The following is a 13479-nucleotide window of genomic DNA, read 5'->3' on the forward strand; positions in this document are numbered from 1 at the left end:
GCCGGGACGCGCAGGCGGGCGTCAGGCTGTCGCCGGGGCCGGCTCTCCGGGGTAGCGCACGCCGATGCGGTCGCGCACCGAGTCCAGGGTGCGCAGCACGGCCAGCGTGCCCTCCAGGGGTACCAGCGGGGACTCCTTCTCGCCCGCGCGCAGCGCCCGCATGACCTCCTTCGCCTCGTGCCGCAGGCTGGTGCGCGGCCCGTCGGCCGGGTCGGCGGTGAACTCCTCGGCGTCACGGCCCTCCCGGTGCAGCACGAACCGGTCGGGCTGGAAGAAGCCCGACGGCAGGTCGATCCGGCCTCGGGAGCCGGTCACCGACGCGGTGACCCCCGTACCGCCCACGATCGAGCAGTGCAGCGCGGCGAGCGCGCCGTTGTCCCAGGTCAGCAGCGCACCGGTCTGCAGGTCGACACCCTCCTGCGAGAGCACCGCGCTCGCCGTCACCCCGTCCGGCTCGCCCAGCAGCAGCTGCGCGAACGACACCGGGTACACCCCGAGGTCCAGCAGCGCCCCGCCGCCCAGCGCCGGGTCGCGCAGCCGGTGCGCCGGCGGGAAGGGGCCCGCCAGCCCGAAGTCGGCCTGCACGGTGCGCACGTCGCCGATCGCGCCGTCGTCCACGAGCGCCTTCAGCCGGCGCATCAGCGGACTGCAGTACATCCACATCGCCTCCATCAGGAAGCGGTCGTGCTCCCGCGCCAGCGTGACGAGCTCCTCCGCCTCCCGCAGGTTCAGCGTGAACGGCTTCTCGCACAGCACGTTGCGCCCGGACTCCAGGCAGAGCCCGGCCGCCGACCGGTGCGCCACGTGCGGCGTGGCGACGTACACGACATCGATGTCCTCGTCCGCCGCGAGGGACGCCCAGTCGCCGTAGGCCCGCGCGACCCCGAAGCGCTCGGCGAACGCCTCCGCCGACTCCCGGCTGCGTGACGCCACCGCCACGATCTCCGCGTCCGGCAGATCCACCAGATCCGCCGCGAACGCCGCCGCGATCCCGCCCGTCGCCAGGATTCCCCACCGCACGGTCTGCTGCGCCATCGACCCGCCCTCGTTCATGTGTGCCTCGGCAGTGTGTACGAACTGAGAGCATAAGGTCCGGTTGGTTCACAGAGGGAGGGACACATGCCCGAGCATGCGGCGACACCGGCACCGGAAGCGGAGAGCGCCTCCACCGCCGCACCTCCCTCGACCGCCGCCGGCCGCCGCACCGGTCCGCTCGTCACCCTCGTCCTCGGCGGCCTCACCGCGACACCCCCGCTCGCCATGGACATGTACCTCCCGTCCCTGCCGGAGGTCACCCGGTCCCTGCACGCGCCCGCCGCGACCGTCCAGCTCACCCTCACCGCCTGCCTGGCCGGCATGGCGCTCGGGCAGCTGGTCGTGGGCCCGATGAGCGACCGCTGGGGCCGCCGCCGCCCGCTGCTCACCGGCCTCGCCGTGTACCTCGTCGCCACCGCCCTGTGCGCCCTCGCCCCGGACGTCGAGACCCTGGTCGCGTTCCGGCTGGCGCAGGGCCTCGCCGGTGCGGCGGGCATCGTCATCGCGCGGGCCGTCGTACGCGACCTCTACGACGGCGTGGCCATGGCCCGCTTCTTCTCCACCCTGATGCTGATCTCCGGGGTCGCGCCGGTCGTCGCCCCGCTGATCGGCGGGCAGATCCTGCGGGTGACGGACTGGCGGGGCGTGTTCGTGGTGTGCACCGCGGTCGGCGCGCTGCTCGGCGCGCTGGTCTGGCTGCGGCTGCCCGAGACACTGCCGCCCGCCAGGAGGGTCCCCCCGCCCGAGCGAGGCCGAGAGGGCGTCAGGCACGCCGGGGGAGTGGGGCAGGCCCTGCGCTCGATGCGCGTCCTGCTCGCCGACCTGCCGTTCACCGGCTACATGCTCGCCGGCGGCTTCGCCTTCGCCGCGCTGTTCGCCTACATCAGCGCCTCCCCGTTCGTGATCCAGGAGATCTACGGCGCCTCCCCGCAGACCTTCAGCCTGCTGTTCGGCCTCAACTCCGTCGGCCTGGTCGTCGCCGGGCAGGTCAACGGCAAGGTGCTGGTCGGCCGGGTCGGCCTGGACCACGTGCTCGCCACCGGCCTCGCGGTGATCGTGCTCGCAGCGACCGCCCTGCTGCTCATGTCCACCGGCGCCTTCGGCACGGTCGGGCTCGCGCCCGTCGCCGCCGCGCTCTTCGTCCTCATGTCCGCCATGGGCATCACCCTGCCCAACGCCCAGTCCCTCGCCCTGCTGCGCACCCGCCACGCCGCCGGCTCCGCGTCCGCGCTGCTCGGCACCGCCTCCTTCCTCATCGGCGCGGTCGCCTCCCCCCTCGTCGGCGTCGCCGGTGAGCACACCGCCGTACCCATGGCGGTGGTCCAGCTGTCGGGAGCACTGGTCGCCGCGGCCTGCTTCGTGGGAATGTGCCGTCCCTGGAACGCGCGGGGGTACGCCCGCACTGGGTCGGAGGGAGACGACAACTGAGCGCACCGAGGCTGCGCGCCGACACACCGGAACGGGCCGGGCTCGACCCCGCCGCACTCGCGCACCTGGTCGGCGAGGTGCACGCCCTCACCGCCGGAGACCGCCCCTGGGCGGCCGGCGCCGTCGTGCTGGCCGGCCGCGGCCCCGTGATCGCCGTGGCCGAGGCCGCGGGCTGGGCCGTGCGCTACTCCCGCTACGACCCCCAGACCGACGCCGGCGTCGAGCTGCCGCCCGCCGCCCAGGTCCCGGCCGCCCTCACCACCCCCTTCGACCTGGCGTCCCTCACCAAGCTGTTCACCGCCGTCGCCGCCGTGCAGCAGATCGAGCGCCGCACCCTCGGCATGGACGCCCGGGTCGGCGACTACCTGCCCGAGTTCCGCGGCGCCGCCCGGCACGGCATCACGGTGCGGCAGCTGCTCACCCACACCTCGGGCCTGCGCCCGGAACTCCCGCTGTACGACTGCCCGGACGACACCGCCCGGATGGCGATGCTGCGCGCGGAGGCGCCCTCGAGCGCGCCGGGCGAGTACCGGTACTCGGACCTGAACATGATCCTGTTGCAGCTCGTGCTGGAGCGCGTCACCGGCCGCACCCTCGACGTGCTCGTGCGGGACGGCATCACCCGGCCGCTCGGCATGACCACCACCGCCTTCGGGCCCTGCCCGGGCGCGGCGGCCACCGAGGACCAGCGGCGGCCGTGGGCCAAGGCGGACCGGGGGATGCTGCGGGGCGTCGTCCACGACGAGAACGCCTGGGCGCTCGGCGGGGTGGCCGGGCACGCGGGCCTGTTCTCCACCGCGCACGACCTCGCGGTCTTCTGCCGGACCCTGCTCGCGGGCGGCTCCTACGGCCCCGCGCGCATCCTCGGCCCCGACTTCGTGGAGCTGCTGCTCACCCCGCCGGGGTTGGGCTTCGCCGTGGACCAGCCGTGGTTCATGGGCGCGCTGGCGGGCCGGGGCGCGGCCGGCCACACCGGCTTCACCGGAACGTCCCTGGTCCTGGACCCGGCGACGGACACCTTCCTGGTGCTGCTGGCCAACACCGTGCACCCACGGCGCCGGCCGCCCGACAGCGGGCCCCGGGCGGCGCTGGCCACGCATCTGGCGAGGGCCGTGGTCTGAGCAGCACCGTAGAATCACCGGGTGAACGACCCCGCACGCCCCGCGGAGCAGCTGCGCGCCGCCCTCGACGACGTCCTCGCCGGACTTCCGCCGACCCAGGCCGCCGGCGCCGTCGAACGGCTGATCGCCACCTACCGCGGCGAGACGCCCACGCACGCGCCGATCCTGCGCGACCGCGCCGACGTGGCCGCCTACGCCGCCTACCGGATGCCGGCCACCTTCGAGGCGGTGCGCGCGGCGCTGGCGGCGTTCGCGGAGACCGTGCCCGACTGGACGCCGGGCACCCATGTCGACGTCGGCGGCGGCACCGGCGCCGCGGCCTGGGCCGTCACCGCGACCTGGCCCGGCGAGCGCGGCGTCACCGTGCTGGACTGGGCCGAGCCGGCGCTCGCCCTCGGCCGGGAGATGGCGGCGGCCAACCCGGCCCTCGCCGGCGCCCGCTGGCAGCGCGCCCGGATCGGCTCGGCGCTCACCCTGGACCCCGCCGACCTGGTCACGGTGTCGTACGTGCTGAACGAGCTCACCGAGGCCGACCGCGCCGGGCTGGTCGACGCCGCCGCCGACGCCGCGCGGGCCGTCGTCATCGTGGAGGCGGGCACCCCCGCCGGGTACGCCCGCGTCATCGAGGCCCGCGACCGGCTGATCCGCGCCGGGTTCCGGATCGCCGCGCCCTGCCCGCACAGCGCCGCCTGCCCGATCGTGCCCGGCACGGACTGGTGCCACTTCTCCGCGCGGGTCGGCCGCTCGTCCCTGCACCGCCAGGTCAAGGGCGGCTCGCTGGCCTACGAGGACGAGAAGTTCTCGTACGTCGCCGCCACCCGGCTGCCCGCCGAGCCGGCCCCCGCCCGCATCGTCCGGCGCCCCCAGATCCGCAAGGGCCAGGTCCTGCTCGACCTGTGCGAGCCCGACGAGCAGCTGAGCCGCACCACGGTCACCAAACGCCACGGCCCGCTCTACAAGGCCGCCCGCGACGCCACCTGGGGCGACCCGTGGCCACCGGCGGAGCCGCCTGCCTGACGGGGGAGGGAGCCGCAGCGCTGTCCGTCCGCCGCGCGGACGCCGCCCCGGCAGCCCGTGCGCCCCCCAGACCCCCCGAAGCGCAGGAAGATGGGACGATAAGGCATGCTGTCCGCACACCAGCGAGGCGAGGCGATAGATGAGCGCGACGTTCGGCGGCCGGAGCGGCCGGCAGGGCAGACTCTCCCAGTGGCTGCGTGGACGCCGCCCGAAGGAGGCCGCCGGCACCGGCGGCCGTGAGGCCCTGCTGCTCGCCGCCGCCGAGGCGGGCCTGCCGCTCGCCCCCGCCGCGCACCCCGCGCCCGACTACCGCTGCTCCTGCGACCGCGTCGGCTGTCCCACCCCGGCCCGGCACCCGGTGTCGTTCGCCTGGCAGACCCAGTCCACCACCGACCGCGCCCAGATCGAGCGGTGGGCCCGGCACCAGCCGCAGGCCAACTTCATCACCGCGACCGGCATGGTCCACGACGTCCTGGACGTGCCCCTGGAGGCCGGGCGGGAGGCGCTGGACCGGCTGCTCGGCGCCGGCGTCGACGTCGGCCCGGTCGCGGAGAGCGACGACGGCCGCATGCTGTTCTTCACCCTCACCCGCGGCCACCCCGAGGACGAGGACGAGTGGTGGCCGTGCGAGCTGGACTGCCACCCCGAGACCATGGACGAGCACCCCGGGCTGCGCTGGCACTGCCGCGGGTCGTACGTCCTCGTGCCGCCGGCCCGGCTGCCGGGCGACGACCAGCAGGTGCGGTGGGTGCGTGGCCCGGAGCACGCCCTGCCCGACCCGCTGAGCCTGCTGGAGGCGCTCACCGACGCCTGTGCCCGGTACGCGGGCGAGGAGGCCGGACACCCGGGCGCCGCCTGGCCCCTGCACAACTGAGCCGCCACAACTGAGCCGCCCGGCGCCCTACTCGCCCTTCGCCGCCGTCAGCCCCTGGACGCGGCCCAGGACCGACACCGTCCCGCTCGCCGTCGGGTCCAGCGCGACCTCGTCGGCCACCGACTCCAGGGTCAGCGACTGCTTGATCTCGCCCGTGGTCAGGGCCCGTACGTCCTTGTTCGGGACCGGCACGGAGGTGCCCGCGGCGGCGGTCTGCTTCTCGTAGTGGTGCGTGGTGAAGAACACCAGCGCGCCGCCGTCCGCCGTGCGCAGCGCGAGCGGCGCGTAGTCGCCGCGGGTCAGCGGCTCGTCGATGTACTGCCGGACCAGGCCCGGCTGCTTCACCCGCCCCTTGCGGTAGGCGCGCAGACCGCTGGTGTTCGGGCCGTCGGCGAACGTCTTCCCGCCGCTGTTCAGGTAAGCCGTGTACGTGTGGCTCAACTCACGGGGCGCGACGGCGAGTTGCGCGGAGTCGGCCGGCACCGCCTCGGCCCAGCCGTCCTTGTCCGTCTTGAACTGCGGTACGGCGCCGGGTGCGACCAGCGTCAGATACGCCACCCGCCAGCGCTGGTCGAGGTCGTTGCGGGTGAACACCAGCAGCCAGCGGAAGTTGCCGCCCTTGTTGCCCCGGGCGTCGGCGAGGAACCAGCGCGGCCAGCCGGCCTTCTCGGGAATCGTGAACTTCGCGTCCGTCAGCTTCAGCGGGGTGTGGTTCGCGTTGCCCGAGGGGCTGTTGGCGTGACCCGCCTTCAGTCGGGCGGAGTCGATGTCGGCGAGGGCGCCGGTGACGTAGGGCGCGTCCAGGGAACGGTCGTAGGCCTTGTCGGCCTTGTTGTACGCGTCGGTGAACGCGGCCAGGGCCTTGGCGGCCTCGGCCCGCGTGGCGGAGGGGAGCACCTCGCGCTCGCCGTGCACCACCACGCATCCGCTCGCCGTCATCGACAAAACGGTCAGAGTGGCTGCTATCAGAGCGTTCCGGTCACGTCGGCGAAGCCGTCGAGGGCTGCGTTCCCTGGTCATCGGGCTCCTTCACCTTCCCCTTTCCGGAGGCGAACCCTACCGGGGCGGGGCACGGCGCGAGTACCGGGACCGGCGACAGCGCCCACACCGTGACCTCGTGCGCCCTCCCGTGTCCCACGACGGCCCCTGAGAGGATGACCGGCATGGGGGACGCGCGCAGGGAGTCGCTGGGGCCGAATCGGCTGGTGCTGGACGTGGTGGGCCGCCCCGGCCCGCCGGGCCTGCGCTTCGAGGCCACCGACGGGCGGCGGCGCCTGGTCCGGCAGGACGGGCGCCCCCTCCTGCTCGGCGCGCTCTCCGGCGACGGCTGCTGCCACGATCTGCACCTGCACCGCCTCGACGGCTACCGCTCGCCGCTGCCGCCCATCGAGTCGGCACGCATGCGGTCCGCGGTCAACTGGGTCCACCAGTACGCCCGTTGGCTGGAGCGGGCGGACGGGTCGCCGCTGTACGACGGCCGCTGGGAGCTGTCGGTGCGCACCGCCTTCGCCCTGCCCGTCTGGACCTGCGACCTCGTGCGCGACTGGCCCGGCGGACTGCTGGAGCTGTACTGCGGCGGCGGCTGGCACGGCGTCCTGCCCCTGCGGCGGCTCTCCGCGCCCGACGCCGCCCGGGTGAAGGCCTACCGCAAGCACGCCCGCGAGGGCGCGCTCGCGCCCGTCCTGCTGTGGTGGGTGCCCTCCCTCGACGGCTGGCTGATCCTCGACGGCCACGACCGCGCGGTGGCCGCCCTGGCCGAGGGCGGCACCCCGCGGTGCGTGGTGCTCACCCGGCTGCGGGAGGAGGAGCTGTGGCGCCGGGAGGCAGAGACCGTCGGCGACGGCGACATCCTCGCCGAGCTGCCGTACGAACCGTCGGGCGTGCGCACCTGGCCCCTGACCGGCGGCGCCCCCGCCTGGGACGCGCTCGCCGCGGCCGCGGTGTTTCAATTCCCCCGTGACTGACTACGACGTACTCCGCGTCTTCTGCGGACCGGACGGCGGCTACGGCAACGAACTCGGGGTGGTCCGCGACGGCTCGGTGCTGCCCGAGCAGGGCGACCGGCAGGCGCTGGCCGCGAAACTCGGTTTCAGCGAGACCGTGTTCGTGGACGACCCCGAGCGCGGCGTGATCGACCTCTACACGCCCACCCGGCGTCTGCCCTTCGCCGCCCGCCCCTGCGTCGGCACGGCCTGGCTGCTCGACGTGCCCGAACTGGTCACGCCCGCCGGGGTCGTCGGGGCCCGGCTGGACGGCGAGTTCAGCTGGATCGAGGCCCGTGCGGAGTGGGCCCCGCCGTGCACCCCGCGCCAGTACGCCGCCGCCGCCGAGGTCGACGCGCTCGACGTGCCGGCGCCGGGCGAGCGAAGCGGGACGGGGGTCCCCCCGGGCGAAGCCCGGGAGAGGATCTACGCCTGGGCCTGGGAGGACGAGGCCGCGGGCCGGATCCGCGCCCGCGCCTTCGCCGACGGAGACGACGGCACCGAGGAGGACGAGGCCACGGGCGCGGCGGCGCTGCTGCTGACCGACCGGCTGGGCCGCGCCCTCAACATCACCCAGGGCCGGGGCTCGCAGATCCTCACCGCGCCGCAGCCGCACGGCTGGGTGGAGGTCGGCGGCCGCGTGTTCCTGGAGCGCTGACCGGCCGTCCCGGGCATGCCGAAGGGCCCGGCCCGGCGACCGGCCCCTGCCGACGGAACCACCGGCCGTGACCTCCCCCACCGTCGCCGCCGCCCCCATGACCTCCGCCGCCGTGACCGCCGTGGCCGTAGCCGCCATGGCCCGCCGTATCCGCCGTAGCCGCGATGACCGCCGTGGCCGTAGTCGGCGTACCGGGCGTGGCCGTGATCGCCGTGCCCTCCGTAATCGGCGTTCCGGCCACCGTGGCGGCCCCATCCGCCGTGCTCACCGCCGTACTGGTCGGTGTGGTGGTGGGCGTAGTGGGCCGCCGTCGCCGGGGAGGCGGGGCCGTCAGCGTATGGTTGCGCCGCATATGGGCCGGTATGAGGATGAAAGAGTCCTTCTGTGGAGGTGACTCATGTCCGTACGCGGTCCCGCCCTGACCGAACGTGGGCGAACCCTCGAGGAACGAGGCCCGGGCCCGGTCAGGGTCACCCTGTCGGTCAACGGCGTCGAGCACTCCGTGGAGATCGAACCGCGCGTCAGCCTGCTCGACGCCCTGCGCGAGCACCTCTCCCTGACCGGCGCCAAGAAGGGCTGCGACCAGGGAACCTGCGGCGCCTGCACCGTCTGGGTGGACGGCACCCGCGTGCTGTCCTGCCTGACGCTCGCCGTGAGCTGCGAGGGGCGCGAGGTGACCACGATCGAGGGGCTCGCGGAGGGCGGCGAACTGCACCCCATGCAGCGGGCGTTCATCGCCGAGGACGCCTTCCAGTGCGGCTACTGCACCCCCGGCCAGATCATGTCGGCCGTGGCGCTGCTCGCGGAGGGCCACGCCGGCGACGACGCGGAGATCAAGGAGTGGATGAGCGGCAACATCTGCCGCTGCGCCGCCTACCCCCACATACGGGCCGCGATCCGCGCCGTCCGCGACGCACCCTAGGAGTCCCGCCGTGCAGCCGATCAGCTACTCCCGGGCCGCCGACACCGCGACCGCCGTCGCCGCCGTCAGCGCCGATCCCACCAGCGACTTCCTCGCCGGCGGCACCACCGAGATCGATCTGCTCCGCCAGAACGTCCTGCATCCGCGACGGCTCGTGGACATCAACCACCTCCCGCTGGCGGGCGTCGAGCCGACCCCGGAGGGAGGCCTGCGCATCGGGGCTCTCGCCCGGATGAGCGAGGTCGCCGCATCGCCCCTGGTGCGCGAGCGCTTCCCGCTGATCTGCCAGGCCCTGGAACTGGGCGCCTCGGCGCAGTTGCGTCACATGGCGTCGATGGGCGGCAACCTGCTGCAACGGGTGCGGTGTTCGTACTACCGGGACGCGCGCTCGCCGTGCAACAAGCGCGATCCGGGCACCGGCTGCTCGGCCCGCGAGGGGTTCAGCCGCGGCCACGCCGTCCTCGGCGCCAGCGAGCACTGCATCGCCGCGCACCCCTCGGACGTCGCCGTGGCGCTGATGGCCGTGGACGCGCGGGTGCACACCCTGGGCCCCCAGGGCGAGCGGGCCTACGCGTTCGACGACTTCTTCCTGCTCCCCGGCGACTCCCCGCACCGCGAGCACCCGATGGAGCACGGGGAGCTGATCACCGCCATCGAGGTGCCGGCGATGCCCCTGGCGCGCCACTCGCTGTATCTGAAGGTGCGCGACCGCGAGAGCTACGAGTTCGCGCTCACCTCGGTGGCCGCCGCGCTCTCCCTGGTGGACGGCACGATCGCGGACGTCCGCGTGGCGCTCGGCGGAGTCGCCACCAAGCCCTGGCGGGCCCGGCGTGCCGAGGACTTCCTGATCGGGGCCCGGGCGATCCCGGAGAACTTCGACCAGGCGGCCCGGGCGGAACTGGCCGCGGCCCGGCCGACCCCCATGAACGCCTTCAAGGTGGAACTCACCCGGCGCGCCGTCGTGCGCGCCCTGCAGACCCTCACCGGCGACGGCACCGGGAGCCCGGCATGACGACCGCTACGGCCATCGGACAGCCACTCGACCGTGTCGACGGACGCTCCAAGGTCACCGGCTGCGCCCGCTACTGCGCGGAGACACCCGTGCCCGGCACGGCCTACGCCTGCCTGGTCGGGTCCCGCATCGCGAGCGGCCGTATCACCGGGATCGACACGAGCACCGCCGAGGCGGAGGACGGCGTGCTCGCCGTGCTCACCCACCAGAACCTGCCGGGGATCGCGGAGCAGCCGCCGCTGATCCCCTCGCTGGCCGGTACCGCGGCGCCCGGGCAGACGTTCTTCCCCCTGCAGGACGACGTGATCCACTACGCGGGCCAGCACATCGCGGTCGTCGTCGCCGACACCTGGGAGCGGGCGCAGCACGCGGCGAGCGTCCTGCGCGTCCACTACGCGGAGACACCCCCGCTCACCTCCCTCGAAGAGGGCCGGGACCGGGCGTACGTGCCCGATCGCATCTTCGGCGGGTGGCTGCCCGGCCGGATCGAACGCGGGGACGTGGAAGCGGGCCTCGCCGAGGCGGATGTACGGGTGGAGGCCACCTTCACGTACGCCGCGAACCACCACAACCCGCTGGAGCCGTCCGGCACCGTCGCCGCGTGGGACGGCGACGAACTGGTGCTGTACGACTCCACGCAGGGGGTCGACGCCACCCAGATCACCGTCGCCCGGCTGCTCGCAATCCCCCTGTCGAGGATCCGTGTCGTCAGTCACTACGTGGGCGGCAGCTTCGGGTCCAAGGCCATGGTCCACGACCATGCCGCGCTGGCCGCGCTGGCCGCCCGCGAGGTCGGCAGGCCGGTGAAGCTGGTGCTGACCCGGGAGCAGATGTTCACGTCGGTCGGGCACCGCGAGGAGCAGGAGCAGACCATCGCCGTCGGCGCGCGCCGGGACGGCCGGCTCACCGCGATCAGGCACCACAAGCTGTCGCCGACCTCGCACTTCGACGACTGGGCCGAACCTTCGATCGGTGTCTCGTCGGCGATCTACGCCTGCCCGAACTTCGAGGGGGTCTACCGGATCTTCCGGGCCGACATGATGACCCCCACGTTCATGCGGGCGCCCGGCGAGGCGACCGGCATGCTCGCGATCGAGTGCGCCATGGACGAACTGGCCGGCGAACTCGGCATGGACCCGATCGAGTTGCGCCTGCGCAACCACGCGGACGTGAGCGCCGCGTCCGGCCTGCCCTGGTCCAGCAGCGGCCTCAGGGAGTGCTACGAGCGGGGTGCCGCGCGCTTCGGCTGGGCGGGCCGCGATCCCCGGCCGGGCCTGCGCCGCGAGGGCGACTGGCTGATCGGGACGGGCGTGGCCGGCGCCGGCTATCCGGTCGCCGCGCCCGCCGGCCCGCAGCGCGCGCGGGCCCGCGTGTACGCCGACGGCACGGCTGTCGTGCAGGCCGCCACCCCCGACTTCGGCACGGGCGTCGCCACGGTCATGGCCCAGGTCGCCGCCGACGCCCTCGGCCTGCCGGTGCATCGCTGCCGGTTCGAGGACGGCGACACGGACCTGCCCAGCATCGCGGCCGCGGTGGGCTCCGCGGGGGCGGGCATGATCAGCGCCGCCGTGCACAGCGCGGCGACCGCCCTGCGCAACCAGCTGGTCCGCCGCGCCGTCGCCGACGCGAACTCGCCGCTGCACGGCGCCGACCCGATGGACGTGGCCGTGCGGGACGGGCTGATGAGCGCCGGGACCGCCGTCGACTCCTACGCCGATCTGCTGCGGCGCCACGTCGAGTCCGATGCCGAGGCGTCCGGCGCGTGGACCCCGCCGGGCGCGGGCGCGGAGTACGCGATGATGACCTTCGGGGCGCAGTTCGCCGAGGTCGCCGTGGACCGCGAGCTCGGGCTGGTCCGGGTCCGCCGCATGACCGGTGCCTTCGCTCCCGGGCGGGTGCTCAATCCGAAGACGGCGCGCAGTCAGCTGATGGGCGGCATGCTCTGGGGCCTCGGCCAGGCGCTGCTGGAGGCCAACCACATGGATCCGCGCACCGGGCGCTGGGCGAGTGCGAGCCTGGGCGAGTATCTGGTCCCCGCCAACGCGGATGCCCCGGACGTCGACGTCGAACTGGTCGAGGTCGAGGACGACGTGGTCAATCCGCTGGGCGTGAAGGGCGTCGGAGAGATCGGTCAGGTCGGCGCCGCGGCCGCGATCGCGAACGCCGTGCACCACGCGACCGGCCGCCGGGTCAGGCGGATACCGATCACGATCGAGGATCTGCTGTGACCCGCGGCGGGGCCGGGCCGCCCGGCACCGCTCAGTCGGGGACGAGCACCTGGTCGCGCTGTACGACCAACATGGCCACGTCGTCGTGGAGCAGCCCGCCGGCGTAGGCGCGCAGATCGGCGACGACCTTCTGCAGGAGGCAGCGGGGTGCCTGGTCGGACCACTTCGTCACCCGCTCGGCGAGCGGGTAGAAGGTGCCGTCGGCGTCGCGGGTCTCGGTGACGCCGTCGGTGTAGAGCAGAATCCTGTCCCCCTCCTCGAAGGGGAAGGTCGTCACGGTGTACGGGGTGTCCGACATGGCGCCCAGGCCCAGCGGCGGGGCGGGTTCGGCGACGTGCAGCGGGGTGACGGCGCCGGTCGTGCGGGACAGCAGCAGGGGGGGCGGGTGGCCGCAGCTGATCACGTGCGCCACCGCCTGGTCGTCCGGGATGTCGAGCAGCACGGCGGTCACGAAGCGCTCCCCGGCGTCCGGATCGGCGGCCTCCGAGAACTCGGCCAGGCCCCAGCCGACGGTGTCCTCGACGTAGGCCACCAGCTCCGGCAGCGGGATGCAGCGGTGCACGGCGGCGCGGAAGGCGCCCAGCGCGATGGCCGTGTCGCTGATCGAGGCCAGACCCTTGCCGCGGACGTCCCCGATGACCAGCCGGGTGGAGCCGCAGGTGCGGGCTGCGGCGTAGAGGTCGCCGCCGATGTAGGCGTCGGCCTCGGCGCTGTGGTACTCGCCGGCCAGGGTCAGCGGCCCGGTGCGCGTCGGGAGCGGACGCATGACGACGCGCTGCGCGGTGTCGGAGACGGTGCGCGCCCTGAGCAGTTCCCGCCCGTGCCGGTCCCGCAGGTGGGTGAAGACGACGAGCAGGGCGCAGAGCACCGTGAGCGAGACGAGTTCGACCAGCACGCTCTCGGTGGTCAGGGTGTTCCGCTCCGCCCCGGCGGCGATCAGCGCGAGGACCGAGAGCGCACCGATCAGCGCCGTGGGTCTGGGGCCGTAGCCCATGGCGGTCAGCGCGGTCGCCACGACCAGGATGTGGGCGAGGTGGATGTCCGGCGGCAGGAACACGTCGCCGGCCGGGATGGCGATGACCATCAGCAACGGGATCGCCAGCCAGCCCGGCCGGTGTGATACCGGAGCCCACACGCGCGTCACCTCGGTGGTGGACGGCTTTGTCCTCATAATGCTCATTCAGTCTCGAACATTGATGATA

General features: G+C 74.2%; 12 protein-coding genes and 1 pseudogene. 9 read left to right on the top strand and 4 right to left on the bottom strand.

The window, feature by feature from the left end:
- Positions 1–21 precede the first annotated feature (21 nt).
- Entirely contained in the window at positions 22–1035 is a 1014-nt protein-coding gene (locus ACLU3S_RS10115; RefSeq protein ID WP_413951413.1) for a Gfo/Idh/MocA family protein, read from the bottom strand.
- A gap of 84 nt (positions 1036–1119) precedes the next feature.
- Here ACLU3S_RS10115 and ACLU3S_RS10120 point away from each other — a divergent pair, with 84 nt between their 5' ends.
- The 4 genes from ACLU3S_RS10120 (at position 1120) to ACLU3S_RS10135 (ending at position 5475) form a co-directional block, all read left to right on the top strand.
- Positions 1120–2463: a multidrug effflux MFS transporter gene (locus tag ACLU3S_RS10120; RefSeq protein ID WP_413951414.1), complete on the top strand. Its 1344-nt coding sequence runs from the start codon at positions 1120–1122 to the stop codon at positions 2461–2463.
- Positions 2403–3584, top strand: a complete 1182-nt coding sequence (locus ACLU3S_RS10125; RefSeq protein ID WP_413951415.1) for a serine hydrolase domain-containing protein — start codon at positions 2403–2405, stop codon at positions 3582–3584. The genes ACLU3S_RS10120 and ACLU3S_RS10125 overlap by 61 nt, the downstream gene beginning before the upstream one ends.
- Positions 3585–3605: 21 nt before the next feature.
- Positions 3606–4601 (top strand): small ribosomal subunit Rsm22 family protein, encoded by a 996-nt coding sequence (locus tag ACLU3S_RS10130; RefSeq protein ID WP_413951416.1) that lies wholly within the window; start codon positions 3606–3608, stop codon positions 4599–4601.
- A gap of 139 nt (positions 4602–4740) precedes the next feature.
- Positions 4741–5475 (top strand): bifunctional DNA primase/polymerase, encoded by a 735-nt coding sequence (locus ACLU3S_RS10135; RefSeq protein ID WP_413951417.1) that lies wholly within the window; start codon positions 4741–4743, stop codon positions 5473–5475.
- A gap of 27 nt (positions 5476–5502) precedes the next feature.
- On the opposite strand, the gene ACLU3S_RS10140 is transcribed toward ACLU3S_RS10135, so the two are convergent.
- Both ACLU3S_RS10140 and ACLU3S_RS10145 read right to left on the bottom strand, forming a co-directional pair.
- Complete coding sequence (locus ACLU3S_RS10140; RefSeq protein ID WP_413951418.1) at positions 5503–6495, bottom strand: hypothetical protein; 993 nt, start codon at positions 6493–6495, stop codon at positions 5503–5505.
- A pseudogene (locus tag ACLU3S_RS10145) lies at positions 6455–6592 on the bottom strand (iron transporter); the annotation flags it as partial. The gene ACLU3S_RS10140 and the pseudogene ACLU3S_RS10145, both read right to left, overlap by 41 nt.
- 46 nt (positions 6593–6638) lie before the next feature.
- Here ACLU3S_RS10145 and ACLU3S_RS10150 point away from each other — a divergent pair.
- The 5 genes from ACLU3S_RS10150 to ACLU3S_RS10170 all read left to right on the top strand — a co-directional run bounded on the left by ACLU3S_RS10150 (position 6639) and on the right by ACLU3S_RS10170 (position 12277).
- Positions 6639–7439 carry a hypothetical protein gene (locus ACLU3S_RS10150; RefSeq protein WP_413951419.1) on the top strand — a complete coding sequence of 267 codons (801 nt, stop codon included), beginning with the start codon at positions 6639–6641 and terminating at the stop codon, positions 7437–7439.
- Entirely contained in the window at positions 7432–8115 is a 684-nt protein-coding gene (locus ACLU3S_RS10155; protein ID WP_413951420.1) for a PhzF family phenazine biosynthesis protein, read from the top strand. The genes ACLU3S_RS10150 and ACLU3S_RS10155 overlap by 8 nt, the downstream gene beginning before the upstream one ends.
- A 397-nt stretch (positions 8116–8512) precedes the next feature.
- On the top strand, positions 8513–9037 hold the full coding sequence (locus ACLU3S_RS10160) for a (2Fe-2S)-binding protein (protein WP_413951421.1): 525 nt from the start codon (positions 8513–8515) through the stop codon (positions 9035–9037).
- A gap of 10 nt (positions 9038–9047) precedes the next feature.
- Entirely contained in the window at positions 9048–10049 is a 1002-nt protein-coding gene (locus ACLU3S_RS10165; RefSeq protein ID WP_413951422.1) for an FAD binding domain-containing protein, read from the top strand.
- Positions 10046–12277: a xanthine dehydrogenase family protein molybdopterin-binding subunit gene (locus ACLU3S_RS10170; RefSeq protein ID WP_413951423.1), complete on the top strand. Its 2232-nt coding sequence runs from the start codon at positions 10046–10048 to the stop codon at positions 12275–12277. Before ACLU3S_RS10165 ends, ACLU3S_RS10170 begins: the two co-directional genes overlap by 4 nt.
- A gap of 31 nt (positions 12278–12308) precedes the next feature.
- On the opposite strand, the gene ACLU3S_RS10175 is transcribed toward ACLU3S_RS10170, so the two are convergent.
- Positions 12309–13412 (bottom strand): PP2C family protein-serine/threonine phosphatase, encoded by a 1104-nt coding sequence (locus tag ACLU3S_RS10175; protein WP_413951424.1) that lies wholly within the window; start codon positions 13410–13412, stop codon positions 12309–12311.
- Between the last annotated feature and the right edge of the window lie 67 nt (positions 13413–13479).

Origin of the sequence: Streptomyces sp. AF1A (assembly GCF_047340315.1) — a bacterium.
Taxonomy (GTDB): domain Bacteria; phylum Actinomycetota; class Actinomycetes; order Streptomycetales; family Streptomycetaceae; genus Streptomyces.

What these genes read in the sequence shown, in the direction of transcription:
- ACLU3S_RS10120 (WP_413951414.1), top strand. Translation starts at nt 1,120, where the DNA reads ATGCCCGAGCATGCGGCGACACCGGCACCGGAAGCGGAGAGCGCCTCC.
- ACLU3S_RS10140 (WP_413951418.1), bottom strand. Translation starts at nt 6,495, where the DNA reads ATGACCAGGGAACGCAGCCCTCGACGGCTTCGCCGACGTGACCGGAAC.
- ACLU3S_RS10170 (WP_413951423.1), top strand. Translation starts at nt 10,046, where the DNA reads ATGACGACCGCTACGGCCATCGGACAGCCACTCGACCGTGTCGACGGA.
- ACLU3S_RS10115 (WP_413951413.1), bottom strand. Translation starts at nt 1,035, where the DNA reads ATGGCGCAGCAGACCGTGCGGTGGGGAATCCTGGCGACGGGCGGGATC.
- ACLU3S_RS10135 (WP_413951417.1), top strand. Translation starts at nt 4,741, where the DNA reads ATGAGCGCGACGTTCGGCGGCCGGAGCGGCCGGCAGGGCAGACTCTCC.
- ACLU3S_RS10150 (WP_413951419.1), top strand. Translation starts at nt 6,639, where the DNA reads ATGGGGGACGCGCGCAGGGAGTCGCTGGGGCCGAATCGGCTGGTGCTG.
- ACLU3S_RS10160 (WP_413951421.1), top strand. Translation starts at nt 8,513, where the DNA reads ATGTCCGTACGCGGTCCCGCCCTGACCGAACGTGGGCGAACCCTCGAG.